Genomic DNA, 25,489 nt, shown 5'->3' with positions numbered 1-25,489 from the left:
CCCGGCATCCACTTCTACGAATCCTCTTCGTGGATGCCGTGGTGCCGGGCTCCGCTCAGGACTGCGTGGCCGCGCCGCCGGTCGGCGTCTTCGGCTTCTGGCAGCCGGGCTGCTTGGCCATCGCCTCGCCGACCTTCCCCTCCTGCAACTGCTGGAGAGCCTTGTCACCCGACTTGCTGAGCCTGTCGAGCTCATCGGCGACGTCGTTGAGCCCCGCGGCGAACTTCGACTTGTCCGAGGTGTCGAGCTTGTCGACGCTCTTCTGCAAGTCCGCGTAGGCGGTGGAGGTGGCGTTGAGCTCCTTGACCGCCTGCTGCTGGGTCTTCTTGCCGTCGTCGACCGGCGGCGGGCCCGCCTTCTCCACGGCCTTGGCCAGCGCCGCGTACGACTCGGAGATCTGCTTGAACGCCTTGGAGTCCGTCTCCTGGAGCTTCTTGGAGTCCTGCTCGTCGGCGGCCCCCTGGATCGAGGCGTTGGCTCCCTGAATCTTCTTCAGCTGCGGCTGCACCTCGTCACAGACCGACTTGGCCCAGTCGTTGACCTTCTTGTCCTCCTCGCCGCCGCCGTTACCGCCGCAACCAGTCAGCGCCACGACGAGTGCCGCACCGCCGGACAGCGCTGCCACTAGCTTCTTGTTCACCGGATTGGTCCCTTCCATGGCTCTCGGCCCCGGAACATACACGGCGATCCGGCGAGGACCCCGGGACGGGCGTCCCTTGTGAACCCTTTTGAAGCCATTTGCATCAAGCCCGGTGTGCTGTCCGCCTCACTCCGCGGAGGGACATCCGGTGAGCCTGCGTGCGGGCGGACGGTGTGCCGGTGCACACCACCCGCCCGCACGTCGTGAGGGCTCTCACAGCCCCATGACCGACCCCGGGGTCAGGACACCACCGCCGCGTCGGCTGACTTCGCCACGCGTTCGGAGTTGCCTTCGTCACCCACGGCGATGCCGCGCCGCTTGGAGACGTAGACCGCTCCCACGATGATCACGACGGCGGTCACCGCGATGACCGCGCGCAGCCCCGGACTGGCGTTGTCCCCGTACGAGAACTTCACCACCGCCGGGGCGATCAGCAGCGCCACCAGGTTCATCACCTTCAGCAGCGGGTTGATCGCCGGGCCCGCGGTGTCCTTGAACGGGTCGCCGACCGTGTCGCCGATCACTGTGGCGGCGTGGGCCGCACTGCCCTTGCCGCCGTGGTGACCGTCCTCGACCAGCTTCTTCGCGTTGTCCCAGGCACCGCCGGAGTTCGCGAGGAATACAGCCATCAGGGTGCCGGTGCCGATCGCCCCGGCCAGGAAGGAGCCGAGTGCGCCGACCCCGAAGGTGAAGCCGACGGCGATGGGCGCCAGGACGGCGAGCAGACCCGGGGTGGCCAGCTCGCGCAGGGCGTCCTTGGTGCAGATGTCGACGACCCGCCCGTACTCCGGCGTCTCGCTGTAGTCCATGATCCCGGGCTTCTCACGGAACTGCCGCCGCACCTCGAAGACCACCGCACCGGCCGACCGCGACACCGCGTTGATCGCCAGCCCCGAGAAGAGGAAGACGACGGCGGCGCCGAGGACGAGCCCGACGAGGTTGTTGGGCTGCGAGATGTCCAGACTGAGATTCATCTCACCGGCCACGGTCGCGTGCACATCGTCGATGGCCTCGGCGATGGCGTCACGGTACGAGCCGAAGAGCGCGGCCGCGGCGAGCACCGCCGTCGCGATGGCGATGCCCTTGGTGATCGCCTTGGTGGTGTTGCCGACCGCGTCGAGGTCGGTGAGCACCTGGGCGCCCGCGCCCTCGACATCGCCGGACATCTCGGCGATGCCCTGCGCGTTGTCGGAGACCGGGCCGAAGGTGTCCATCGCGACGATGACGCCGACGGTGGTCAGCAGACCGGTACCGGCCAGCGCGACCGCGAACAGCGCCAGCATGATCGAGCTGCCGCCGAGCAGGAACGCGCCGTAGACACTGAGCCCGATCAGCGCCGCCGAGTAGACCGCGGACTCCAGGCCGAGCGAGATACCGGAGAGCACCACGGTGGCCGGGCCGGTCAGCGAGGTCTTGCCGACGTCCCGGACGGGACGCCGGTTGGTCTCGGTGAAGTAGCCGGTGAGCTGCTGGATGAGCGCGGCCAGCACGATGCCGACCGCGACGGCGACCAGCGCAAGGACCCGCGGGTCGCCGCTGTGGCCGAGGATCTCGCGGTCGGTGACCCCGTCGAGATCCGCGTAACTGGACGGCAGATACACGAAGACCGCGGCCGCCACCAGCACCATCGAGATCACCGCGGAGATGAAGAAACCGCGGTTGATGGCAGTCATCCCGCTCCGGTCGGAGCGGCGCGGGGCCACCGCGAAGATCCCGATCATGGCGGTGAGCACGCCGATGGCCGGGACGAGCAGCGGGAAGGCCAGCCCGGAGTCGCCGAACGCGGCCTTGCCGAGGATCAGCGCGGCGACCAGGGTCACGGCGTAGGACTCGAAGAGGTCCGCGGCCATGCCCGCGCAGTCGCCGACGTTGTCGCCCACGTTGTCCGCGATGGTCGCGGCATTGCGCGGGTCGTCCTCGGGGATGCCCTGCTCGACCTTGCCGACCAGGTCGGCACCGACGTCGGCGGCCTTGGTGAAGATGCCACCGCCGACCCTCATGAACATCGCGATCAGCGCGGCACCGAGGCCGAAGCCCTCCAGCACCTTGGGCGCGTCTGCGGCGTAGACGAGCACCACGCAGGAGGCGCCCAGCAGGCCGAGGCCCACGGTGAACATGCCGACCACACCACCCGTCCGGAAGGCGATCTTCATCGCCTTGTGCGAGACGGCCGTCAGATCCACGCCCGACTGGCCGGGCCCGGAGGAAGCGGAGTCTCCATTGACGGATGTGCCGGGTGAGGCGGAAGCGGCGGGAGTGGCTTCACGGGCCGCCGCGGCGACACGCACATTGCTGCGCACCGCGAGCCACATCCCGATATAGCCGGTGGCCGCCGAGAATCCCGCGCCGATCAGAAAGAACACCGAACGCCCGATGCGCTGCGCCCAGTCGTCCGCAGGCAACAGCATGAGCAGGAAGAACACCACTACGGCGAATCCGCCGAGGGTACGCAGCTGCCGGGCGAGATAGGCATTCGCGCCTTCCTGCACGGCCGCGGCGATCTTCTTCATGCTGTCCGTGCCCTCGCCGGCCGCGAGGACTTGTCGTACCAGCACCACCGCGACCGCGAGCGCCGCGATCGCGACGGCGGCGATCACCAGCACGATCACACGGTTGTCATCGGTCAGCTCTGCGGCGGCCAGGGTTGGGGTGAGGTCCAGCTGATGAGGGGTGAGAGGCCCCGCCATTCGTCCTCCTTGACGTTTGGCACATGGGCGCGCAGCAGTTCTGCGACCGCAGAAGAGCCGCCACGCTCAGGCGTCCTGAGCTTGGGATGTGGACGGATTGTAGGGAGCGTCACACGATCAAAACAGGGCGCCGGAATAGGAATTCGCCTGCACCAGCGAAGATCAATAGGTTTGAGGGCCGCGAATTCGTCCGGAAGGGGGACGGTCGACAATTCGCTGACGGGTGTCAAATGATCTCCATAAATGATCTCGGTGCACTATGAAAAGTGCTGATCAGGGCATTACCGAAGCTGATCGCGACACCCCGGTCGACAAGCGATGCGAAAGATCGTCGAGAGGTCGGTGGAGGTCTGTGAGGGACAGCGGAGGGGGCGCCGGGCCACGCGCAGGCGAGGCCTGAAGGTCATCCAAGGTCGCGGGGTCAGGAGCGCCCGGGCCCCGCAGGGGCAGAGGCGGGGACGCGGACCGCAGGGCAAAGCGCCGAGGGCGGCGGAGACGCGTCTGGCCGGGGCCGGGAACGGCAAGGTGAGGCGGCACGGGCCCCTGACCAGAGCCGGAGCCAGGGCCGGGAACGGCAAGGTGAGGCGGCGCAGCGCAGCGCGGACGACTGGCCGGGAGGCCGGGAGGCCGGGAGGCCGGGAGGCCGGGAGGCCGGGAGGCCGGGAGGCCGGGAGGCCGGGAGGCCGGGAGGCCGGGAGGCCGGGAGGCCGGGAGGCCGGGAGGCCGGGAGGCCGGGAACGGCAGGAGGAGAAGAGACCGCACCCGACATCGCGCCGAGGCACGAAGCCAGTCATCGCGCACTGGGCAGCCGTCGGCATCAGCGGAGCCTCGCGACGGCCACGCCACCGCGAAGGCGCAACAACGCGCACCCCGGAACGTGGCGGCACACAGCAGCGGTGCCAGGCGGAATGGCCGTGCCGGACGGGAGGGCCGACCCGACACCTTGCCGGGGCGGCTACGACATACAGCCGAGCCAGCAGGCTCCTACGACACCCCTGCCCTGGCGGCCCTATGACACCTGGGAGTCAGGAGAAGTCGGCCAGCTCATCCGGATCACTCCACCGGTCTCGCTGGTCGTCACCTCGACGTCGTCGACAAGCCCCTTGATCACGGCCAGGCCCATCTCGTCCTCACCCTCGGGCTCGGACTCCTCGTCCCCACCGGGGGTGCCGGGCGCCAGAGCGGCCGAGGTCGGGGACTCATCACCGATCTCGATGGAGAACTTCTTCTCCTCCTCGGTCAGCGCCACCCGTACCGGGGCTTCCACCCCATAGCTCAGATGGAGTCCCACCGCACGGGTGCACGCCTCGCCGACCGCGAGCCGCACCTCGTCGAGCACGGCCTCATCCACCCCGGCCCGGCGCGCCACTGCCGCAGCGACCAGTCGGGCGGTCCTGACGTGCTCGGGCAACGCGCTGAAGCGGAGTTCGACGGTGGCCATGCCATCCCCCTCGGGCGTATGGGCGTGCAAGTCGGGGGGCCGGGCGATGGCGCCCGGTTCCCCCTTCGGTGTCTTCCTGCGACGACTGAGTCAGTCGGTCGCCGCGACAGCGTCCTCGACCGAGGTGTGAATCGGGAACACCTTGGTCAGGCCGGTGATACGGAAGATCTTGAGAATGCGCTCCTGGTTGCACACCAGGCGCAGTGAGCCCTCATGGGCACGTACGCGCTTCAGCCCGCCGACGAGCACGCCGAGCCCGGTGGAGTCGAGAAAGTCGACGCCCTCCATGTCGACGACCAGGTGGTAGCTACCGTCGTTGACAAGCTCGACCAGCTGCTCGCGCAGCTTGGGCGCGGTGTATACATCAATCTCGCCACCGACCTCGACGACCGTGCGGTCGCCAACGGTCCGAGTCGACAGGGACAGGTCCACGGATCCTCCAGCACCTTGCATCGAGCGGTCGCCCCCCATGGATCGGCAGCCGCGATGGCATTCAATCACTTACCAGCAGGCGTGCACGACGCCTTGAGCCCATTGTCCGTCAGACCAGTGACACACTCGGTGTCGATGGCCCACAACCAACTCCCGCAGCAGGCGGGCATACGCCCCTCACCTCGGGCTGTCCTCGGTCGGCTCGGCACGGGGGCGGGCCGAGGCGCGCGCATCACTCATACGGAGCACTTGCCCCCGCGTCTCGGAAGCCATGCCGACTGGCCTTCGCCGATCCGGCCGGAAGTGATCGAGGCCATCAGCGCCGCCGGAATCGGCCGTCCATGGGCTCACCAGGCGCGTACGGCCGAGCACGCGCTGCGCGGTGAATCGGTGGTGGTCGCCACCGGAACCGCTTCCGGTAAATCCTTGTCCTATCTTGCACCCGTCCTCAGCACTCTGCTGGATGGTTCCGAGGAGCCCAGCGGGCGGGGAGCGACCGCGCTGTATCTCTCGCCCACCAAGGCGCTGGCCGCCGATCAGCGCCGCGCGGTGGCCGATCTCACCGCCCCGCTCGGCACCGCGATCCGCGCCGCGGTCTACGACGGCGACACGCCGGTCGAGGAACGCGAATGGGTGCGGCAGTACGCGAACTACGTCCTCACCAACCCCGACATGCTGCACCGGGGCATCCTGCCGGGCCATCCCCGGTGGTCCTCCTTTCTGCGCGCGCTGCGCTATGTGGTCATCGACGAGTGCCACACCTACCGGGGTGTCTTCGGCTCCCATGTCGCCCAGGTGCTGCGCCGGCTCCGGCGTGTCTGCGCCCGTTACGGCTCCTCGCCCGTCTTCCTGCTCGCCTCGGCCACAGCCGCCGATCCCGCCGTGGCGGCAAGCCGGCTGACCGGTCTGCCGGTCGTGGAGATCACCGAGGACTCCTCGCCCCGCGGCGAGGTCGTCTTCGCCCTCTGGGAGCCGCCCCTGACCGAGTTGCACGGCGAGCAGGGCGCCCCGGTCCGCCGCACCGCCACTGCCGAGACCGCGGATCTGCTCACCGATCTGGCCGTCCAGGGCGTCCGCACGGTCGCCTTCGTGCGCTCCCGGCGGGGCGCGGAGCTGATCGCGCTGATCGCCCAGGAACGGCTGGCGGAGGTGGACCGCTCGCTGCCGGACCGGGTGGCCGCATACCGGGGCGGCTATCTCCCCGAGGAACGCCGTGCCCTGGAGCGCGCGCTCCACTCCGGTGAACTCCTCGGGCTCGCCGCGACCACTGCCCTGGAGCTCGGCATGGACGTGGCCGGTCTGGACGCCGTCGTCCTGGCGGGCTATCCCGGCACCCGCGCGTCCCTGTGGCAGCAGGCGGGGCGGGCCGGGCGCAGCGGACAGGGAGCCCTGGCGATCCTCGTCGCCCGGGACGATCCGCTGGACACTTATCTAGTCCACCACCCGGACGCGCTTTTCCGTCAGCCGGTCGAGTCGACCGTGCTCGACCCGGACAACCCGTACGTCCTTGCGCCGCATCTGTGCGCGGCCGCGGCCGAGCTGCCGCTCACCCCGGCGGATCTGGAGCTGTTCGGCCCCGCCACCGAGGAGTTGGTGCCGCAGCTGGAGCAGCGCAAGCTGCTGCGCCGCCGGGCGACCGCTTGGCACTGGACCCGCCGTGAGCGCGCCGCGGACCTCACCGACATCCGCGGGGAGGGCGGCAGCCCGGTCCAGGTCGTGGAGGCGGCGACCGGTCGGCTGCTGGGCACCGTGGACTCCTCGGCCGCCCACAGTACGGTCCACGAGGGCGCCGTCCACCTCCACCAGGGCCGGAGCTACTTGGTGAAGCAGCTCGACCTCGACGACTCGGTCGCCCTGGTGGAAGAGGCCAGTCCGCCGTACTCCACCACCGCCCGCGACACCACGGCCATCTCCATCCTGGAGACCACCACCGAGATCCCATGGGGGGACGCCCGGCTGTGCTTCGGCTCGGTCGAGGTCACCAACCAGGTCGTGTCCTTCCTCCGCCGCAAGCTGATCACCGGTGAGGTGCTCGGGGAATCCAAGCTCGACCTCCCGCCGCGCACATTGCGCACCCGCGCCGTGTGGTGGACCGTCACCGAGGATCAGCTCGAGGACGCACGGGTACACCCGCAGGCGCTCGGTGGTGCCCTGCACGCCGCTGAGCACGCCTCCATCGGCATCCTGCCGCTCTTCGCGACCTGTGACCGCTGGGACATCGGCGGGGTCTCGGTGCCGCTCCACCCGGACACGCTGCTGCCCACGGTCTTCGTCTACGACGGGCACCCCGGCGGGGCGGGCTTCGCCGAGCGTGCCTTCCACACGGCCGCCCGCTGGCTGACCGCCACCCGCGAGGCCATCGCCGCCTGTGAGTGCGAGGCGGGGTGCCCGTCCTGCATCCAGTCGCCCAAGTGCGGCAACGGCAATGACCCGCTCGACAAGAGGGCCGCGATCCGCCTGCTGACGACGCTGCTCGCCGGGGCCCCCGAGCAGATCGCCGCCGCCGGATGACGTGCTCCGCTCCCCGGTCTCCGAACGCACCGCGCGGGCCGGGTCCGGCCGCCGCTCGGGGCCGTCGGTGACGGTCGTGGCCGCGGGCCCGGCCCGCGCCCTTGCCCGGAGGGTGAACGGCCCGGCGCGCACCTCCGCCGTGAGATCGGCGATCTCCCCGCTCAGGGCGCACCGCACCACATGGGCTCCCTGGGCGGAGGCGACCCGCCGGGCGAGGCGGCACGCCGCACCCTTCCCCTCCAGGCCGTGATCGGCGGCCGCGAGTGCGGCCAGATCGGCGGCGGCGCCCGCGCGGTGGCGGGCCAGCATGGCCTGCCCGGCGGCCAATACGGCCGCGAACACCGCGCAGACGGCTGTGGTGGCCACCACGGCCCAGACCGTCGCCGACCCGCGGTCGTCCGTCCTCCTCACGGCACCGACCCCCGTGCCCCGGTCACCTCCGGCGGTGGGCCGACGGCGTCCTCGGCGAGGGCGGCCGCCTCGCCGCGCAGACCCACCGCGAGCGGACCGGGTCCGGCCGAGCGGGCTTCGACCCGCACCCTCACCAGATCGCCCTCCCTCCACAGCTCGACACGGGCTCCGCGGGGTGCAGCCGACCGGGCGGCGGCCACTGCGGCCGCCTTCGGCTCCGAGCGCGCCGCCGCCCTCGCCCCGGCCCGCGCCGCGTCAACGCACTGCAACTGCGCCGCCGCGGCCATCAGGCCCCAGATCAGCATCAGCGAGAACAGCGCCAGCACCGGCAGTGCGATGGCGGCCTCCGCGGTGACATAGCCGCCGTCCCGGCCCGTGCGGGGCGGGACGGGGGTGCCCCGCGCGCCGCTCCCGGCGCACGGACCCCTCCGACCGGTCTCCTCCAGCCGCGGTTCCCCAGAACCGCGCGCCGAGCCAGAACCGCGCGCCGAGTCAAAATCGCGCGCCCTGTCAGAACCGCGCATCGAGCGCCTGCCCGATCACCGACTCGAGCGCGCCGCTGACACTTCCGCTCGTCACCACCTTGTAGAGCACCGCGGCAAAGGCGCATGCCGCAATCGTCCCCATCGCGTACTCGGCGGTGGTCATGCCCGCCTCGGCCCTGGCACACAGCGCCACATACCGCCGTGTCCACCATTGCTTCACCATGTCGGTCCCCCTTGTGATCGTCGTTTGCGGTCGTCGTTGTGTTGTCTTGAGGTCATCTCGTGGTTGTCGGGTCGGATCGCCTGTCATTCGCCAGCGCTCCACGGCTGGTCCGGGACGCCGCGCTCAGCCGCGGCCCATCAGTCCGCCCGCGAGCCCGACCATCACCGGAGCCAGGCCGATCAGCAGATACGCGGGCAGAAAGCAGACCGTGAGGGGCGCGGTGGCCCGTACGGCGGTGCGGTCGGCCCGTTTCACCGCCTTCCGGGTCTGTTCGGCGCGGCATTCGGCGGCCACCCGGGAGACCGGCTCCACGGCCGGTGCGCCTGTCGTCCCGGCTCGCTCCAAGGCGCGCGCCAGCCCTCGCGCTCCGGGAAGAGCACCCATCCGCCCCCAGGCATCGGCCGGTTCGCCTCCCAGCCGCAGCTCCGCCGCCGTCCGGGCCAGCCGCTCGCCGACCGGGCCGCCCAGCGACACGCCCACCGCCTCCGCCGCTCTGCGCGGCCCCGCTCCGGCCGCCAGGCAGGCGGTCAGCAGATCGGCCGCCAGCGGAATCTGCCGTACCGCAGCGACCTCGCTACGGCGGCCGTGGGCGGAAGGGCCACCGAGGGCCTGACGGCGCCGCTGCCAGCGCCGTACGCCGTACGCGGCGGCGAACCCCAGCACCCACCCCACCGGTCCCTCGACCACCGCTGGACCGGCCAGCAGCGCGCCGAAGGAGGCCGACCACGCCAGGGCCGCGCCCTCACCGGCGGCGGTGCGCCGACGCTCCCATGGCCGCGGCCGCTTCGGCGGTCCGCTCCCGTGTCCCGGCAGCAGAGCCACGAGCCGACGCCGGGCGGTCCGCTGCCGACGGGACTCGAGCACGGCCATCACCGTGCACAGGACGGCCGCCGCGGCGGACAACACAATCCCCAGCCTGTGGACAACGTCAGCGCTCATCGGCCACGGCCCCGGAGGAGGCGAGCGCCGACCGCACCAGCCGGCCGGTCCAGAACAGCCCGGCCCACTCCAGCAGCCCGCCCAGCACCAGACACCCGAGACCGGCCGGGGTGTGCAGCAGCACATGCAGCGGATCGGCGCCCAGCGCACTGCCCAGGATCAACCCGACAAGGGGCAGCCCGGCCAGGGCCATCGCGGTGGCCCGGGGCCCCGCCAGCTTGGCGTGCAGATCCTCCCGCTGGTCGCGCTCGGCGCGGAGCGCCGCGGCCACCCGGTCGAGCCCGGCGGCCAGCCCCGCGCCCTCGTCGACCGCCACCTGCCAGCAGGCGGCCACCCCGGTCAGACCCTCGGCCCCCGGCGCGCGAGCCGCTCTGCGCAGCGCTTCGGGCACATCGCCGCCGAACCGGGCGGCGGCCGCCACCAGCCCCCATCGCTCCCCGAGGTCGCTCGGGGACACGGCGAGCAGCGCCTCGCCGGGCTGCCGCCCGGCGCGCAGCTCGCCCGCCACCGCCGAACACAGCTCGATCACCCCGGCGGCGCGCCGCTCGCGGACCCGTCCGCGCTCCCGGCGCCGCAGCCACCGGCCCATGACCGGCACGGCCGCCACCGCGAAGAGCAGCGGCAGGACCGATGCGCCCAGCAGCGCGACCACGCCCCCGGCCGGGAGACACAGCAGCTCACGGCCCATCCTCCCGCCGTACCGGACTCGCCATCGCTCCCGCACCCCGGCGGCAACCTCTGCCGCCCTCCGCGCCGGATCCGGCGCGACGGGTGCGGCCGATGCGACGGGGGCGCCACCCACGAACAGCAGCCTGGCGCGGCGCAGCTCCCGGTCCCGCTTGGCGAGCAGCCACACGGCCGCTCCCGCGCACAGCACCGCGGCGCACAGCGCCAGCGCTCCACGATCCGCTTCCACGCCCGTCATACGGCGCCTCCGCCCCGTTCACAGAGGCTCCGGAGCTGCTGCCAGCCCTCGGCCCGTTCGAAGCCGTACGGGCCCCACAGCGCCGCGGGCACGGTGGTGACATAGCCCCCGCGGTCCCGGTCGAGGACATGCAGCTCGGCGATCCTGCGCCGCCCGCCGCGGTCCCGCACCAGATGGACCACGACCGACAGGGCGGCGGCCAGCTGGCTGTGGAGCGCGGCCCGGTCGAGTCCGGCGGTCGAGCCGAGCGCCTCCAGCCGTGCCGGAACATCCCTGGCCGTATTGGCGTGGACCGTGCCGCATCCGCCTTCGTGGCCCGTGTTCAGCGCGCCGAGGAGATCGGTCACCTCAGGGCCCCTCACCTCCCCGACCACCAGCCGGTCCGGGCGCATCCGCAGGGCTTGGCGCACCAGGTCCCGCAGGGTGACCTGGCCCCGGCCCTCCTGGTTGGCCGGGCGAGTCTCCAGCCGGACCACATGCGGATGGTCGGGCCTCAGCTCGGCCGAGTCCTCGGCCAGGACGATCCGCTCATCCGGTGCCACCAGCCCCAGCAGGCTCGACAGCAACGTGGTCTTTCCCGATCCGGTGCCCCCGCTGATGAGGAACGACAGCCGGGCGTCCAGCATCGCCCGCAGCAGGTCCGCGCCGCCGGGCGGCACGGTCCGGGCCGCCACCAGCTCGTCGAGGGAGAACGCCCGCGGGCGCACCACTCGCAGCGACAGACAGGTGGAGCCGACGGCCACCGGCGGGAGCACGGCGTGCAGCCGCGTCCCGTCCGGCAGCCGGGCGTCCACCCATGGCCGGGCGTCGTCCAGCCGCCGCCCGGCCACCGCGGCGAGCCGCTGGGCGAGCCTGCGCACGGCCGCGGCGTCAGGGAAGGTCACGGCTGTGCGCTCCAGCCCCGAACCCCGGTCCACCCACACCTCGTCGGGGGCCGTGACCAGGACGTCCGTGACATCGGGGGCGGCGAGCAGCGGCTCCAGGGGGCCGGTGCCGACCAGCTCGGAACGCAGGGTCGCGACCACTCCGAGCACCTCTGTGTCGCCGAGCAGCCGCCCCTCCTCCCGGAGGGCCGCGGCCACCCGGGCGGGGGTGGGCTCTGCTCCGCTCTCGGCGAGCCGCAATCGCACCGCGTCCAGCAGCTCCGTCGGTGCGGCGCTCATGCGGGCACGCCCCCTTCACCAGCCAGGGCGCGCGCCCAGAACTCGGTGCAGAACCGGCTGAGCGGTCCGCGCGCACTGGCTCCCGGGGGCTCCCCGCCGTCCAAGGCGGCCGACAGGCCGGGCTCCGGCGGCAGTTGACCGGCCAGCGGCAGCCCGAGCAGACCCGCGATCTCCTCGTCGTCGAGCTCGGGCCCGCACGGGCCCCGCACCACCGCACGCAGATCGCGCAGCACCATCCCCACCGTGGACGCCACTCGGTGAGAGGCCGCCACGGCCCGCAGCTCCGCGGGGACGACCAGCAGCCCGAGGTCGATCTGGGCCAGGGCCTCGGCCGTGGCGTCGTCGATCCTCCGGGGCAGATCCACCACCACGACTCCGCCCCGCCGCCGGGCCGCGGCCAGCACTGCGCGCATCGCCGAGTCGGGAATGACCACCGCGTCGCCGCGGTCCCAGCTGAGCACCCGCAGGGAGTGCAGCTCGGGCAGGGACTCCTCGAGCGCGCTCCCGGCGACCCGGCCCCTCGATTCGGCGAAGGCGGGCCATCGCAAGCCCTCCGCGCCCTCGCCACCGAGCAGCACATCGAGACCCCCGCCCAGCGGATCGCCGTCGATCAGCATCGTGCGCCGGCCCGCGCGGGCCGCGCTGACGGCCAGGGCACAGGCAAGGGTGGAGGCGCCGGCGCCGCCACGCCCGCCGATGACCCCGACAGTCAGGGCTTGTCGCCCCACCCCCTCGGCGACATCGGCGATCCGGTCCACCAGCCATGTCTCCGCATCGGGCAGAAACGCGACATGATCCGCGCCGAGATCGACGGCCCGCCGCCAGATGCCGTGGTCGTCGAGGTCGCGCCCGATGAGCAGAACCCCTTCCCTGCGGGCGCGGCCGCACAGCCGGGCGGCTGAGTCGTCGCCGACGAGGATCAGCGGCGCGCCCTCCCAACTGCCTCTGCGCGTGGGCGCCCCATGTGCCACTTCCGGCTCCGCTCCGGCCGCCGCGCACAACCGCAGCAGATCGTCGAGAAGTTCCTCGTCCTCGGTCACGATCAGCGGTCCGTTCCGCTGTTCTTCGGGCGCCGCCGGTCGTTCCGGTGTGATGGATGCAGCCACGATCCCCTCCCCATATCCGTTACGCGCACTCACTCCCGCTAACGGCGAGCGCGAACTTCGCGGAGAATCACGATGCGGCGATCCAGAAAATCTTGGGGATCTTGGTCCAAAACTGTGGACAACTCATCAGCTGTGAATATCCCAGTCACCTAAACCAGTGACTTCCGGAGAGCAGCCTGGCGATTACGCACGGTTACCGTTCAGGCTGGTGGCGAGGAAGACAGCGAGGACCCACGGGAAGGAGCCCGATCCGGTGAGCACACCGAAAAAGCGTCCGGACATGCGACGACCCCCGCCGGGGGGGAGAGCGGGGGTCGTCCCCACGGCCGACTCGGGGGGGGAGGAGTCGGACCGGGTTAGCACGGTCGCGAACGATCCGTGACTTCCATGGTGTACCCGAGAGCCTTCTCAGGCAAACCCACGCGCCTCAGCTTACGCCGAATGGTGGGCCCTATGCTCGGCGTCGTGGAAAACCACTCCTTGCCTCGGACAGCCGCCTTCTTTGACCTGGACAAGACGGTCATTGCGAAGTCAAGCACGCTCACCTTCAGCAAGTCCTTCTACCAGGGTGGTCTGATCAACCGCCGTGCCGTACTGCGCACCGCCTATGCACAGTTCGTCTTCCTCGCGGGCGGTGCGGATCACGAGCAGATGGAGCGGATGCGCGAGTACCTCTCGGCGCTGTGCCGCGGATGGAATGTCCAGCAGGTGAAGGAGATCGTCGCAGAGACCCTGCACGATCTGATCGACCCCATCATCTACGACGAGGCCGCCTCACTCATCGAGGCACATCACAGCGCCGGGCGCGATGTAGTGATCGTCAGCACGTCGGGAGCCGAAGTCGTGGAGCCGATCGGCGAGCTTCTCGGCGCGGACCGTGTGGTGGCCACCCGCATGGTCGTCGAGGACGGGGTGTTCACCGGTGAAGTGGAGTACTACGCCTACGGCCCGACCAAGGCGGAGGCGATCGCCGAGCTCGCCGAGTCCGAGGGATACGACCTCTCGCGCTGTTACGCCTACAGCGATTCGGCCACCGATCTACCGATGCTGGAGGCGGTCGGCCACCCCCACGCGGTGAACCCGGACCGCGCCCTGCGCCGCGAGGCGGCCGCCCGCGGCTGGCCGGTGCTCTCCTTCAACCGCCCGGTCCGGCTGAAGCAGCGCCTCCCCTCGTTCTCCATGCCACCGCGTCCGGTGCTGGCCGTGGCCGCCGCGGTGGGCGCGGCCGCCGCCACCGCCGGTCTGGTCTGGTACGCCAATCGGCGCCGCGCACTGTATGCCCGGATTTGACGGCAATAGCAAAGATCTGCGGCAAGGGGTTCCGCTTGGCCGCTCGCAGGAGTAGAAAGGAATCGACGGCCCGCGAGACCAGGGGATCCGGGAGGAAACCCCCAGACGCACCAAGGCCCCACGGACCGAGCACGAATGTCGGGCACCCACGCGACGCCGACCCGTCGATTACGGGCCAGCCGCACCAGGTAACGGGCAAAGATCCCGGCCTGATGGGCAAATATTTGTGCACGCATGGTAACCCGACGGACGTGCCAGCGGCGGTACCCCCGTGGTACCGCCGCAACTCTGCGTCCGCCCCCAACTCCGCCCCGGCTCCAGGCCGTTCGGACGGCGTCCCGCTGTCAGGCCGCTCCGCGCTGCAACGCCTCGCACACCGCCGTGCTCTCCCGCACCCCGAGCTCAACCGCCCGCCCGCAGTGCGCAATCCACGCCGCCATCCCCTCCGGCGTCCCGGACACATAGCCCTCCAGCGCCGCCACATACGCCGCGGTCCCCTGCTCGGCGTGCCCCACCTCCGCGGGACAGATCGACTTCGGGTCCAGCCCGCTGCCGACCAGTACGATCCGCTCGGCCGCACGCGCCACCAGACCGTTGCAGGAGACAAAGGGCCGCAGCGCGAGCAGTTCACCGTGCACCACGGCCGACGTCACCAGCGCCGGCGCCTCGGTCCCCGCGAGCAGCAGCCGCGCCAGTCCGTCGAGCCGCCCCGCCACCTCGTCCGCGCCCGGCGGTTCCGGACCGACCAGCACCTCGTCCACCCGTTCGCCCGCCTGGCGGGGCCGCCCCACGGCGTCGTCCGCCCCGGTCCCCCCGGCCGCGACCAAGTGCAGCCGGGCCAGCACCCGCAGCGGCGACTGCCGCCACACGGTCAGCAGCTGCCCCGCCTCGGCAGTCAGCCGCAGCGCCGCACCCACCAGATGCGGCTCGCCCGCAGTCCCGAAGTCGGTGCGGCGGCGCACCTCTTCCAGCGCCCAGTCGGCCCCGGCCAGCGCCGCGGAGCCACGCGCTCCGCGCAACGCCGCCTCGGAGGTGACCTCATTGCTGCGGCGACGCATCACACGATGACCGTAGACCCGGTCCACAGCCGTGCGTACGGCGTCCACGGACTCGGCCACGCCGGGCAGCGCGGCCAGGACGGCGAGCGGATCTGTCGTACTCATGAGTACGACCCTACGCACCGCCTGCCGGGCGCCCCTCGTTGGAGTGGTCTTCTTCACGTAAATCCCTCATGGAAGAGGATCACTCACCTACGCTAGGTGAACATGAAGATCGCTTTCGTAGGCAAGGGTGGCAGCGGCAAGACAACGCTGTCGTCGCTGTTCATCCGCCATCTCGCCGCCACCCGCGCCCCTGTCGTCGCCGTCGACGCCGACATCAACCAGCACCTGGGCGCGGCGCTCGGCCTCGACGAGACGGAGGCCGCCGCGCTGCCCGCCATGGGCGCCCATCTTCCGCTGATCAAGGACTACTTGCGCGGTGAGAACCCCCGGATCGCATCCGCCGACACCATGATCAAGACAACACCGCCGGGCGAGGGGTCACGACTGCTGCGCATCGGCGAGGACAACCCCGTCTACGAGGCGTGCGCCCGGACCGTCCGGCTCGACGACGGGGAGGTGCGGCTGATGGCGACCGGCCCCTTCACCGAGTCCGATCTCGGTGTCGCCTGCTACCACTCCAAGGTCGGCGCGGTCGAGCTGTGTCTGAACCATCTCGTCGACGGACGGGGGGAGTTCGTCGTCGTCGACATGACGGCGGGCAGCGACTCCTTCGCCTCCGGTCTCTTCACCCGCTTCGATATGACGTTCCTGGTCGCCGAGCCCACCCGTAAGGGCATCGCCGTCTACCGCCAGTACAAGGAGTACGCCCGCGACTTCGACGTGGCGCTGCGCGTGGTGGGCAACAAGGTGCAGGGCCCCGACGACCTCGACTTCCTACGTGCGCAAGTGGGCGATGACCTGCTGGTCACCATCGGCCACTCCGACTGGGTCCGGGCCATGGAGAAGGGCCGCCCGCCCCGCTTCGAGGAGCTGGAAGAGCCGAACCGCGAGTCGCTGCGGACCCTCCACGCGGCGGTGGACGCCTCGTACGAGCGGCGCGACTGGCAGCGCTACACCCGCCAGATGGTCCACTTCCACCTGAAGAACGCGCAGAGTTGGGGCAACGCGAAGACAGGGGCCGACCTGGCGGCCCAGGTGGACCCCGCCTTCGCGCTGGATGAGTTCGCCATGGGCGCGGCGGCGGCTACTCCCGCTCCCGCCTAGCCGATTCATCCTCTTCGGAGCCCTGATCGGTGCCGGAGTCCTGGTCGCCACCGGCATTCTGGTAGCGCTCGGACTCCCCGTAGCCGTCCGGCTCCTGGTAGCGGTCGGACTCCTGGTAACGCTCGGGCTCTTCACTCCGCTCGGACATCAACTCCCGGCCGGACGCGTTGTTCCGGTCGGAGCGTTCCTCCCGGCCCTCCCGGCCGGAGTGCTCCCGCTCCGCGTCGCGCTCCCGGCCGGAGCCATACTCGCGCTCAGTGTCCTCCCGTTCGCGCCCGTAGGTGTCCTCCCGACCGGGACCGTCCTCCCGGTCGGGACCATCCTCCCGGCGGGGGCTTTCATCGCGGCCGGGACCCTCATCCCGGCCGGGACCGTCCTCCCGACCCGGCTCGTCCTGCCGCCTGGGCTCGTCCTCCCGTCCGTGGCCACTCTTCCGTCCGTGATCGCCCTTCTCTCCGTGATCGTCTTCCCGCTTCCTCTCGGCCGGGGCGGACGAGCGCGGGAAGGTCGGCTTGGCGGCGAGGTAGCGCTTCCAGCCGCCCTCCGGCCGCTGTCCGACGTCCACCGTCCGCAGTTTCTCCAGGACCATGGGATTCTGCGCGTCCAGCCAGTCGGCCAGTTGCTTGAAGGACACGCAGTAGACGCCCTCGCGCGGACAGACCTCCTTGATGACCTCCTCGACGGCGTGCATATAGGTCCCGCCGTTCCAGGACTCGAAGTGGTTGCCCACGAACAGCGGCGCACGGTTGCCCTCGTACGCCCGGTCGAAGGCGGCGAGCAGGCCGTCGCGCATCTGGCGGCCCCATGCGGCGCGCTTGGACTTCTTGCCGTTGGTCGAGGAACCCGACTGGTTGGCCAGGAAGTTGTAGTCCATCGACAGGGTCTCGTACGCCCGGCCCGGTACCGGGATCTGCTGGAGCGGGAAGTCCCAGATGCCGTTGATCTTGCCGGGCCAGACCTGAAGGCCGCCGACGGAACTCGCGTCGTAGCGCCAGCCCATCTTCTTCGCCGCCCGCAGGAGGTTCTTCTGCCCCTCCAGGCACGGGGCACGGCCGCCGACGAGTTCCTTTTCGTAGTCGAAGGGCAGCGGGTCCTCGTCCTCGAGGCCGGTGTTGGTCTTCCAGTTCTTCACGAACTCCTCGGCCTGCCGGGTCTCGCTCATCCACTCGCTCGGCGTCCAGGTGCCGACGCCGTCGTCGGAACCGCAGAAGTGGCCGTTGAAGTGGGTGCCGATCTCGTTGCCGTCGAGCCAGGCGCCCCGTAGCTGTTCCACGGTGTCCCGGACGCCCTTGACATCGTTGAAGCCGATGGACGAGGTGCCGCGCGGATGTCTCGGCGGATCGTAGAGGTCCCGCTTATCGGTGGGCAGCATGTAGACGCCGCTGAGGAAGTACGTCATCGTCGCGCCGTACTTCTTGCCGACCTCGCGGAAGTGGGAGAACAGCTTCTGCTCGTCCTGGCCGGCGCCGTCCCACGAGAACACGACGAACTGCGGTGGCTTCTTGCCGGGTTCGAGCGTATCGGTCCTGAACTGATGGGGCTGCGGACCGGTGTAGGCGGTCGAACCGTCACCGATGAGCCGAAACGCCTTACCGGCGTGGTCCGGGCGCTTCGGCACGGCGGGGCCCTTCTGCGGACGTTCCCTGTCGTGCGAACCTCCGCTGCCCGCGGTGTCCTGTCCGTCCCCGGAGTCTCCCGAGCAGTTGGCCAGCGCCGCCAGTGCCGTCATCACGGCGAGCCATGCAGTGACGTTTCTCCTGACCCTCATACCGCCACCTCATCCCTCTTGTCTCCCTTGACCCGGGAGCTCCGGCCGGATGGGAGCCAACCTCGCACGGATCAAGAAGAAGACAGAGCATGACAAGGCATTTCAAATGACTATTCACCCGATAGATGGAATATCAGCACAGCTCACCCCGAAATGCTTCCCGCGGACTTTACTCAGCATTACCATTCATTTACCAATGCTTGGGAGTCGGTGGCACAGCAGACCGCCTCCCATGACCGTGTGGTGTCCGCGACCACGAAGCCCCGGAGAGGACGGGAATGGTGAAACTCTTGGACCGGCTCGGCGGGACCTCGCGCCGCACGGCTCTCTCCGCCTCGATCGCCGTCTTCCTGATCACCATTCCCCTCTCCCTGGGTATCGCACTGGCCGCCGGAGTCACGCTCGAGGCCGGGCTGATGGCCACCCTCGGCGGCGGAGCAGTCTCCGTGCTGCTCGGCGGTGTTCCGCTACGCCGGGAGCGGAGCGGCGGGAGCACCGTCCACGGCCCGAACGCCCTCGACGGGCAGACCAGCCATGGGGGCCTGGCGGGGCGGCCGGGAGGGGAGCCGGTCGGTGTCCGTGGCTGTCGGCCATGGACACCGTGGCGCGACCACCGGTGCACCCACCCCGGCTCGACAGAGGGGCCGGGCGGCAGACCCGGCGGCGGCCAACTGCTCGGCGGGGTCAGTGCGTTCCAGCGCAACACCGCACCGCTGGTGCGCGAGGAGCTGGCCCGGCTGGCGCGCGAAGGGCAGCGGCCCGGTCAGCTCTTCCTCACCTGCGCCGACTCCCGTCTGGTGACCAGCATGATCACCTCCAGTGGACCCGGCGATCTGTTCACCGTGCGCAATGTGGGCAATCTGGTGCCGCCGCCGGGCAGCGATGACTCCTGCGATTCGGTGGGCGCGGCGATCGAGTACGCGGTGGAGGTGCTGAAGGTCGGCAGCATCACGGTGTGCGGCCACTCCGGATGCGGGGCGATGCAGGCATTGCTCGGTTCGTCGACCTCGGTTCCGGTCCAGCCGTCGTCGGGGCCCGAGACGGCGGAGGCCGCGGAGACGGCGGAGGCCGCGGAGACGGCGGAGGCCGCGGATCCACCCGGGAGCTCAGCCCCGCCCCGACCCCAGGGCGCGGACCCGGTCGACCCTGGCGATGGGCAGACTCCACTGGCGCGCTGGCTCCGCCACGGGCGGCCAGGGCTGGCCCGTATGGAGCGGATCGGGCGGCTGGGCCGCGGCGAGGTCGCGCTGGCCGACCGGCCGGTGGCCGACGATGTGGAGCGGCTGGCGCTGATCAATGTGATCCAGCAGCTCGACCACCTCCGGGCACATCCCTGTGTCGCCCGGCGGGTGGCGGAGGGCAAGCTGACGCTGCACGGGATGTACTTCCATGTGGCAGAAGCCCAGACCTACGTCCTGGAGACCGGTTCGGGCCGGTTCCTGGCCGTCCGGGCGGGCGACGGCGTGCCGTCGATGACCACTCCCTGTGTGAGCGCGAACGGCGACGGGGCGCACAGCGAAGCCGCCCCGGGCGCGCTGGGGGTGAGGTGATCAACAACGTTCACTATAGGTCTAAACCAATTTTCGGCAACAGCCCTTGTCAGGGGGTGCCGCGGGCTGATGAGCTATGGCCTGGGACACAACGGACACCCTGGGAATGGGAGATGTCGTGAGCAACGAAAGCCTGGCCAACCTTCTTCGGGAGGAGCGTCGCTTCGCGCCGCCCGCCGAGCTTGCTGCCAGCGCCAATGTCACTGCTGAGGCGTATAAGCGGGCAAAGGCGGACCGCCTGGGCTTCTGGGCCGAGCAGGCCCGTCGGCTGACCTGGGCGACCGAGCCGAATGAGACACTCGACTGGTCCAATCCGCCGTTCGCGAAGTGGTTCGCCGACGGCAAGCTCAATGTCGCGTACAACTGCGTCGACCGTCATGTCGAGAACGGTTTGGGCGACCGCGTCGCGTTCCACTTCGAAGGGGAGCCCGGCGACACCCGCTCCCTGACCTACGCCGAGCTCCAGCGCGAGGTCTCCCAAGCGGCGCACGCCCTCACCGAGTTGGGGGTCCAGGGGGGCGACCGGGTCGCCATCTATATGCCGATGATCCCGGAGACCGCGGTCGCGATGCTGGCCTGCGCCCGTATCGGCGCCCCGCACTCCGTGGTCTTCGGCGGGTTCTCGGCCGACGCTCTCGCCACCCGCATCCAGGACGCCGACGCCCGCGTCGTCATCACCGCCGACGGCGGCTACCGCCGCGGCAAGCCGTCCGCGCTCAAGCCCGCCGTCGACGAGGCCCTGACCCGCCCCGGTACGGAGAATGTGCGCAGCGTGCTGGTGGTCCGGCGCACCGGCCAGGACGTGGCCTGGAGCGAGGGCCGCGATGTGTGGTGGCACGAGATCGTCGACCGCCAGCCGGAGCAGCACACCCCCGAGGCGTTCGACGCCGAGCACCCGCTGTTCATCCTCTACACCTCGGGCACGACCGGTAAGCCGAAGGGCATCCTGCACACCACCGGCGGCTATCTCACCCAGGTCTCCTACACCCACCACGCCGTCTTCGACCTCAAGCCGGAGACGGACGTCTACTGGTGCACGGCGGACGTCGGCTGGGTCACCGGCCACTCGTACATCGTCTACGGCCCGCTCTCCAACGGCGCCACGGAGGTGCTCTACGAGGGCACTCCGGACACCCCGCACCAGGGCCGCTGGTGGGAGATCGTCCAGAAGTACGGGGTCACCATCCTGTACACCGCCCCGACCGCGATCCGCGCCTGCATGAAGTGGGGCGACGACATCCCGGCCAAGTTCGATCTGTCGTCGCTGCGGATCCTCGGCTCGGTCGGCGAGCCGATCAACCCCGAGGCCTGGATCTGGTACCGCAAGCACATCGGCGCGGACCAGACGCCCGTGGTCGACACCTGGTGGCAGACCGAGACCGGCGGCATCATGATCACGCCCCTGCCGGGCGTCACCGCCACCAAGCCCGGCTCGGCGCAGGTCCCGCTCCCGGGCATCTCCGCCACCGTTGTCGACGACGATACCAACGAGGTGCCGAACGGCGCGGGCGGCTATCTGGTGCTCACCGAGCCGTGGCCGTCCATGCTCCGGACGATCTGGGGCGACGACCAGCGTTATCTGGACACCTACTGGTCCCGTTTCGAGAAGCGGTACTTCGCGGGCGACGGCGCCAAGAAGGACGACGACGGCGATATCTGGCTGCTCGGCCGGGTCGACGATGTGATGCTGGTGTCCGGCCACAACATCTCCACCACCGAGGTCGAGTCGGCGCTCGTCTCGCACCCCAAGGTCGCCGAGGCCGCGGTGGTCGGGGCGACGGACCCGCAGACCACCCAGGCCATCTGCGCCTTTGTGATCCTGCGCGGTAGTGCGGCCGAGGACGAGGGCCTGGTCGAGGAGTTGCGGGCGCATGTCGCCAAGCAGCTCGGCCCGATCGCCAAGCCGAAGCGGATCCTGCCGGTCGCCGAGCTGCCCAAGACCCGTTCCGGCAAGATCATGCGCCGTCTGCTGCGCGATGTCGCCGAGAACCGCGCCCTGGGCGATGTCACCACGCTCACCGACTCCTCCGTCATGGAACTGATCCAGAGCAAGCTGCCCTCCGCGCCCAGCGAGGACTGAGCGGTCAGGTCTCCGCACCAGGTCAGCGCGGTGCACAGATGAGGGGCGCCCCCGCCCGGCGGGGGCGCCCCTCACGCATCCGGGTTAAGGTTGAGATCCGTCGCGTCAAAACCGCGACAAGATGAAGAGGCGAGCCGGGAAGTCTGGTCGGCACACACCACCTGTGTATCTGCCCCACCGACCTCAGGAGGCCCGCACGTGGCCGCGCCCGCCCGCCGCACCTTCCTCGGACGTCAGTCGCTGCCCGAGCGGACGTTCGTCACCGACGCACTGCGCACCGAGACCGTCGGCGGCGTCATCCTGCTCGTCGCCGCCATCGCCGCGCTGATCCTCGCGAACACCCCGCTCAGCGGCTTCTACACCGATGTCAAAGAGTTCTCCTTCGGCCCCGAAGCGCTGCATCTGCATCTGTCGGTCGCCTCCTGGGCCACCGACGGCCTGCTGACCATCTTCTTCTTCGTGGCCGGGATCGAGCTCAAGCGCGAGCTGGTCGCCGGAGAGCTGCGTGACCCCAAGGCGGCCGCACTGCCCGTGGTCGCCGCTGTGTGCGGGATGGCCGTACCCGCGCTGGTCTACGTCGCCGTCGGCGCGGCCGGAGGCGGCAGCCTCCAGGGCTGGGCGGTACCGACCGCCACCGATATCGCCTTCGCGCTCGCCGTCCTCGCGGTCATCGGCACCGCGCTGCCCGCCGCCCTGCGCGCGTTCCTGCTCACCCTCGCCGTGGTCGACGACCTCGGCGCGATCCTGATCATCGCGATCTTCTTCACCAGGAACATCCACCTCCTCCCCCTCGTGCTGTCCTTCGCCGGACTCGCGCTCTTCTGGCTGCTGCACCGCAAGGGCGTACGCGGCAGCTATGTCTACGTACCGCTCGCCGTGGTCATCTGGGCCCTGATGCATGCCAGCGGGGTGCACGCCACCGTCGCGGGCGTCGCGATGGGCCTGATGCTGCGCTGCACCGTGCACGACGGCGAGGAGCGGTCCCCCGCGGAGCGGATCGAGCACCGGGTACGACCGTTGTCGGCGGGGCTGGCGGTGCCGCTGTTCGCCCTGTTCGCCGCCGGAGTGCCCCTCTCCAGCGGCGCGGTCGCGGACGTCTTCACCCGCCCCGAGACGCTCGGCGTGGTCCTCGGGCTCGTCGTGGGCAAGACCGTCGGCGTCTTCGGCGGCTCCTGGCTGGCCGCCCGCTTCACCAAGGCCGAGCTCAACGAGGACCTGGCCTGGGGGGATGTGCTCGCGGTCGCCTCACTCGCCGGAATCGGCTTCACCGTCTCGCTCCTCATCGGCGAACTCGCCTTCCCCGGCGACCCGGTGCTCGCCGAGGAGATCAAGGCAGCGGTGCTCATCGGGTCGCTGTGTGCCGCGCTGGTCGCGGGCGTCCTCCTCAAGATGCGCAACAACACGTACCGGCGGCTGTGTCAGGAGGAGGACCGGGACGAGGACATGGACGGCATCCCCGACATCTATGAACTCGACAGCCCGGAATACCACCTTCGGATGGCCGCGATCCATGAGGCGAAGGCCGCCGAACACCGACGGCTTGCCGAAATGGCCGCCGCTGGGGACTCCGGCGACGATGGTCCGGCATGATCTGAGAGGCTTGACATCCGCGGAATCGCGCAGAAGAGGCAGCAAGCGCGTGCAACGCGGCACATCGCAGCGAGCGGAAGACGTACAAGAGCAGAGGGAGATGGCGATGAGCGCAGCCGACGACGGCGGCAACCGCAGCCTCGGCCAGCTGGTGGCCTCGGCGACCACCGAGCTGTCCGCGCTGGTGCACGACGAAATCGCGCTGGCCAAGGCCGAGCTCCGGGTGGGAGCCAAGCGTGCCGCGGTCGGCAGCGGTGCCGGTCTCGCGGCCGGGGTGCTGCTGCTGTTCTCGCTGCCGGTGCTCAGCTTCGCCCTCGCCTACGGCCTGCGCTCCTGGACCGGTCTCGGCCTCGCCTGGTGCTTCCTGATCGTGGGCGGCGTCTACTGGCTGATCGCCGGAATCCTGGGCCTGCTGGCGCTGGTGAAGTTCAAGAAGGTGAAGCCGCCCAAGAAGTCCATCGCCTCGTCCAAGGAGACGGCCGCGGTCCTGGGGAGCGTCAAGCCGCATCCGCGTGCATCGAGCAACGGCGGACGCTCCGCACGGGATGTGACACGCTCGTCGGCATGACCGTCCCTGATACCTCCGCGTCGGCCGTACGGCTCGACGGCCCCTGGACCCACCGGGACGTCGCGGCCAACGGCGCGCGCTTCCACATCGCCGAGCAGGGCGACGGCCCGCTGGTGATGCTGCTCCACGGCTTTCCGCAGTTCTGGTGGACCTGGCGGCACCAGCTGACCGCACTCGCCGACGCCGGCTACCGCGCGGTCGCGATGGATCTGCGGGGGGTGGGCGGCAGCGACCGTACGCCCCGTGGCTACGACCCGGCCAACCTCGCCCTCGACATCACCGGGGTGGTGCGCTCGCTGGGTGAGCCGGACGCCGCGCTCGTCGGCCATGACCTGGGCGGATATCTGGCGTGGACGGCCGCGGTGATGCGGCCGAAGCTGGTCCGGCGGCTGGCGGTGGCCTCGATGCCGCACCCGCGCCGCTGGCGCTCGGCCATGCTCGCGGACGTCCGGCAGAGCGCCGCCGGCTCCCACATCTGGGGCTTCCAGCGGCCCTGGCTGCCCGAGCGCCAACTGGTCGCGGACGACGCGGCGGCCGTGGGAGAGCTGATCCGCGACTGGTCCGGTCCTCAGCTGCCCGATGACGAGACGGTGGAGGTCTACCGGCGGGCGATGTGCATCCCGTCGACCGCGCACTGCTCGATCGAGCCGTACCGCTGGATGGTGCGCTCGCTGGCACGACCGGACGGTTTCCAGTTCAACCGGCGGATGAAGCGTCCGGTGCGGGTGCCGACGCTGCACGTGCACGGATCACTCGACCCGGTGATGCGCACCCGCAGCGCGGCGGGCTCCGGGGAGTACGTGGAAGCGCCCTACCGCTGGCGGCTCTTCGACGGGCTCGGTCACTTCCCCCACGAGGAGGACCCGACCGCCTTCTCCACCGAACTGATCAACTGGCTGAAGGACCCGGAACCGGACCGCTGAGCTTCCCCCTGGGCATCGTCGGCGGGTCTCTCACCAGCCTCCGGTGGAGCACGGCCGAGCACCGCTGGGTGGGGCCCGGTGTGCGGATAGCGACCACCCCATGGCGGCCGTGCGAACAGGTGTCTTACGAACAGCCAATTGCCTGGCGCATAGGCCAATTGCCGCAGCCAGCGGCGATTACGGACCTTGGGCCAGGGGCAGACTCCGGCGTATGGGCTGGACGCACGACTACCGTGACGCACCAAGCGGCCGCGGCTCCGAAGCCGCCGCTGCTGCCAATGCCGCGCTGAGCGTTTCCGAGCGGGGCGGCTCCGGGCCTACCCAAGGCCATGACCCCAATATCGGGATTCCCCGCATCATCCGCCGCCGTGCCCGCTGGGTGTCGGCACGGCTGCGCCATCCACGCGGCCGCTAGTACAGGCACCGCCACCAGCACCAGCACCACCACCGTCACCGACGGTAGCTCCGGCGTGCCCGGCAGCATGGGGGC

Annotated in this window: 20 protein-coding genes and 2 pseudogenes; 9 read left to right on the top strand and 13 right to left on the bottom strand. The window is 70.6% G+C overall.

Annotation, left to right across the window (positions count from 1 at the left end):
- Positions 1-55: 55 nt before the first annotated feature.
- The 4 genes from JK363_RS00385 to bldG form a co-directional block, all read right to left on the bottom strand.
- Positions 56-640, bottom strand: a complete 585-nt coding sequence (locus JK363_RS00385; RefSeq protein ID WP_307821520.1) for an MCP four helix bundle domain-containing protein — start codon at positions 638-640, stop codon at positions 56-58.
- Between the two features lie 239 nt (positions 641-879).
- On the bottom strand, positions 880-3,327 hold the full coding sequence (locus JK363_RS00380) for a sodium-translocating pyrophosphatase (protein ID WP_201870455.1): 2,448 nt from the start codon (positions 3,325-3,327) through the stop codon (positions 880-882).
- 1,009 nt (positions 3,328-4,336) lie between these two features.
- Positions 4,337-4,768 (bottom strand): ATP-binding protein, encoded by a 432-nt coding sequence (locus JK363_RS00375; RefSeq protein ID WP_201870454.1) that lies wholly within the window; start codon positions 4,766-4,768, stop codon positions 4,337-4,339.
- Positions 4,769-4,858: 90 nt separating this feature from the next.
- Positions 4,859-5,200: an anti-sigma factor antagonist BldG gene (gene bldG / locus JK363_RS00370; protein ID WP_009716787.1), complete on the bottom strand. Its 342-nt coding sequence runs from the start codon at positions 5,198-5,200 to the stop codon at positions 4,859-4,861.
- A 54-nt stretch (positions 5,201-5,254) separates the two neighbouring features.
- Here bldG and sftH point away from each other — a divergent pair, with 54 nt between their 5' ends.
- Complete coding sequence (sftH, locus tag JK363_RS00365; protein ID WP_201870453.1) at positions 5,255-7,711, top strand: DEAD/DEAH box helicase; 2,457 nt, start codon at positions 5,255-5,257, stop codon at positions 7,709-7,711.
- A 144-nt stretch (positions 7,712-7,855) separates the two neighbouring features.
- Here sftH and JK363_RS44555 read toward each other — a convergent pair.
- The 7 genes and pseudogenes from JK363_RS44555 to ssd all read right to left on the bottom strand — a co-directional run.
- Positions 7,856-8,053 (bottom strand): annotated as a pseudogene (locus JK363_RS44555) (Rv3654c family TadE-like protein); the annotation flags it as partial.
- Between the two features lie 65 nt (positions 8,054-8,118).
- Positions 8,119-8,568, bottom strand: a complete 450-nt coding sequence (locus JK363_RS00355; RefSeq protein ID WP_372444697.1) for a TadE family type IV pilus minor pilin — start codon at positions 8,566-8,568, stop codon at positions 8,119-8,121.
- Between the two features lie 64 nt (positions 8,569-8,632).
- Positions 8,633-8,830 carry a DUF4244 domain-containing protein gene (locus JK363_RS00350; protein ID WP_201870452.1) on the bottom strand — a complete coding sequence of 66 codons (198 nt, stop codon included), beginning with the start codon at positions 8,828-8,830 and terminating at the stop codon, positions 8,633-8,635.
- Positions 8,831-8,953: 123 nt separating this feature from the next.
- Positions 8,954-9,700, bottom strand: a complete 747-nt coding sequence (locus tag JK363_RS00345; RefSeq protein WP_307821551.1) for a type II secretion system F family protein — start codon at positions 9,698-9,700, stop codon at positions 8,954-8,956.
- Between the two features lie 58 nt (positions 9,701-9,758).
- Positions 9,759-10,694, bottom strand: a complete 936-nt coding sequence (locus tag JK363_RS00340; RefSeq protein WP_201870450.1) for a type II secretion system F family protein — start codon at positions 10,692-10,694, stop codon at positions 9,759-9,761.
- Positions 10,691-11,857 carry a TadA family conjugal transfer-associated ATPase gene (locus JK363_RS00335; RefSeq protein ID WP_201870449.1) on the bottom strand — a complete coding sequence of 389 codons (1,167 nt, stop codon included), beginning with the start codon at positions 11,855-11,857 and terminating at the stop codon, positions 10,691-10,693. The genes JK363_RS00340 and JK363_RS00335 overlap by 4 nt, the downstream gene beginning before the upstream one ends.
- A complete protein-coding gene (gene ssd, locus JK363_RS00330) occupies positions 11,854-12,963 on the bottom strand; it encodes a septum site-determining protein Ssd (RefSeq protein ID WP_201870448.1) in 1,110 nt (369 codons plus the stop codon). Before ssd ends, JK363_RS00335 begins: the two co-directional genes overlap by 4 nt.
- Positions 12,964-13,416: 453 nt before the next feature.
- On the opposite strand from ssd, the gene JK363_RS00325 reads away from it, so the two are divergent.
- Positions 13,417-14,253: an HAD family hydrolase gene (locus tag JK363_RS00325; protein WP_201870447.1), complete on the top strand. Its 837-nt coding sequence runs from the start codon at positions 13,417-13,419 to the stop codon at positions 14,251-14,253.
- A gap of 344 nt (positions 14,254-14,597) precedes the next feature.
- On the opposite strand, the gene JK363_RS00320 is transcribed toward JK363_RS00325, so the two are convergent.
- The gene (locus tag JK363_RS00320; RefSeq protein ID WP_201870446.1) at positions 14,598-15,416 is read right to left on the bottom strand and encodes a Fic family protein; all 819 of its coding nucleotides are present in this window, start codon (positions 15,414-15,416) and stop codon (positions 14,598-14,600) included.
- A gap of 102 nt (positions 15,417-15,518) precedes the next feature.
- On the opposite strand from JK363_RS00320, the gene JK363_RS00315 reads away from it, so the two are divergent.
- Positions 15,519-16,520 (top strand): ATP-binding protein, encoded by a 1,002-nt coding sequence (locus tag JK363_RS00315; RefSeq protein ID WP_201870445.1) that lies wholly within the window; start codon positions 15,519-15,521, stop codon positions 16,518-16,520.
- Here the strand turns inward: JK363_RS00315 and JK363_RS00310 are convergent.
- Positions 16,501-18,288 (bottom strand): hypothetical protein, encoded by a 1,788-nt coding sequence (locus tag JK363_RS00310; RefSeq protein ID WP_372444682.1) that lies wholly within the window; start codon positions 18,286-18,288, stop codon positions 16,501-16,503. The two genes, JK363_RS00315 and JK363_RS00310, sit on opposite strands and share 20 nt — an antisense overlap.
- A 521-nt stretch (positions 18,289-18,809) precedes the next feature.
- Between JK363_RS00310 and JK363_RS00305 the strand changes: the two are divergent.
- The 6 genes and pseudogenes from JK363_RS00305 to JK363_RS42035 all read left to right on the top strand — a co-directional run.
- A pseudogene (locus JK363_RS00305) lies at positions 18,810-19,838 on the top strand (carbonic anhydrase); the annotation flags it as partial.
- A 118-nt stretch (positions 19,839-19,956) separates the two neighbouring features.
- Positions 19,957-21,918, top strand: coding sequence for an acetate--CoA ligase (gene acs / locus JK363_RS00300; protein ID WP_201870443.1), 1,962 nt, complete (start codon positions 19,957-19,959; stop codon positions 21,916-21,918).
- Positions 21,919-22,116: 198 nt separating this feature from the next.
- Positions 22,117-23,508: a Na+/H+ antiporter NhaA gene (gene nhaA / locus JK363_RS00295; RefSeq protein ID WP_201870442.1), complete on the top strand. Its 1,392-nt coding sequence runs from the start codon at positions 22,117-22,119 to the stop codon at positions 23,506-23,508.
- A 106-nt stretch (positions 23,509-23,614) separates the two neighbouring features.
- Positions 23,615-24,076 (top strand): phage holin family protein, encoded by a 462-nt coding sequence (locus tag JK363_RS00290; RefSeq protein ID WP_201870441.1) that lies wholly within the window; start codon positions 23,615-23,617, stop codon positions 24,074-24,076.
- Positions 24,073-24,999 (top strand): alpha/beta fold hydrolase, encoded by a 927-nt coding sequence (locus JK363_RS00285; RefSeq protein WP_201870440.1) that lies wholly within the window; start codon positions 24,073-24,075, stop codon positions 24,997-24,999. Before JK363_RS00290 ends, JK363_RS00285 begins: the two co-directional genes overlap by 4 nt.
- Before the next feature lie 211 nt (positions 25,000-25,210).
- The gene (locus JK363_RS42035; protein WP_236075461.1) at positions 25,211-25,414 is read left to right on the top strand and encodes a hypothetical protein; all 204 of its coding nucleotides are present in this window, start codon (positions 25,211-25,213) and stop codon (positions 25,412-25,414) included.
- Positions 25,415-25,489 lie beyond the last annotated feature (75 nt).

The organism is Streptomyces coffeae (assembly GCF_016741875.1).
Taxonomy (GTDB): Bacteria; Actinomycetota; Actinomycetes; order Streptomycetales; family Streptomycetaceae; genus Streptomyces; species Streptomyces coffeae.
The sequence above is the reverse complement of the archived record's forward strand: the minus strand, read 5'-3'. Positions and strand labels throughout refer to the sequence as shown.

Excerpts from the sequence above, each read along its gene's own strand:
- JK363_RS00380 (WP_201870455.1), bottom strand. The coding sequence starts at position 3,327 with ATGGCGGGGCCTCTCACCCCTCATCAGCTGGACCTCACCCCAACCCTG.
- JK363_RS00375 (WP_201870454.1), bottom strand. The coding sequence starts at position 4,768 with ATGGCCACCGTCGAACTCCGCTTCAGCGCGTTGCCCGAGCACGTCAGG.
- sftH (WP_201870453.1), top strand. The coding sequence starts at position 5,255 with ATGGCATTCAATCACTTACCAGCAGGCGTGCACGACGCCTTGAGCCCA.
- JK363_RS00350 (WP_201870452.1), bottom strand. The coding sequence starts at position 8,830 with ATGGTGAAGCAATGGTGGACACGGCGGTATGTGGCGCTGTGTGCCAGG.
- JK363_RS00345 (WP_307821551.1), bottom strand. The coding sequence starts at position 9,700 with ATGGCCGTGCTCGAGTCCCGTCGGCAGCGGACCGCCCGGCGTCGGCTC.
- JK363_RS00340 (WP_201870450.1), bottom strand. The coding sequence starts at position 10,694 with ATGACGGGCGTGGAAGCGGATCGTGGAGCGCTGGCGCTGTGCGCCGCG.
- JK363_RS00335 (WP_201870449.1), bottom strand. The coding sequence starts at position 11,857 with ATGAGCGCCGCACCGACGGAGCTGCTGGACGCGGTGCGATTGCGGCTC.
- JK363_RS00325 (WP_201870447.1), top strand. The coding sequence starts at position 13,417 with ATGCTCGGCGTCGTGGAAAACCACTCCTTGCCTCGGACAGCCGCCTTC.
- JK363_RS00320 (WP_201870446.1), bottom strand. The coding sequence starts at position 15,416 with ATGAGTACGACAGATCCGCTCGCCGTCCTGGCCGCGCTGCCCGGCGTG.
- JK363_RS00315 (WP_201870445.1), top strand. The coding sequence starts at position 15,519 with ATGAAGATCGCTTTCGTAGGCAAGGGTGGCAGCGGCAAGACAACGCTG.
- JK363_RS00310 (WP_372444682.1), bottom strand. The coding sequence starts at position 18,288 with ATGAGGGTCAGGAGAAACGTCACTGCATGGCTCGCCGTGATGACGGCA.
- JK363_RS00290 (WP_201870441.1), top strand. The coding sequence starts at position 23,615 with ATGAGCGCAGCCGACGACGGCGGCAACCGCAGCCTCGGCCAGCTGGTG.
- JK363_RS00285 (WP_201870440.1), top strand. The coding sequence starts at position 24,073 with ATGACCGTCCCTGATACCTCCGCGTCGGCCGTACGGCTCGACGGCCCC.
- JK363_RS42035 (WP_236075461.1), top strand. The coding sequence starts at position 25,211 with ATGGGCTGGACGCACGACTACCGTGACGCACCAAGCGGCCGCGGCTCC.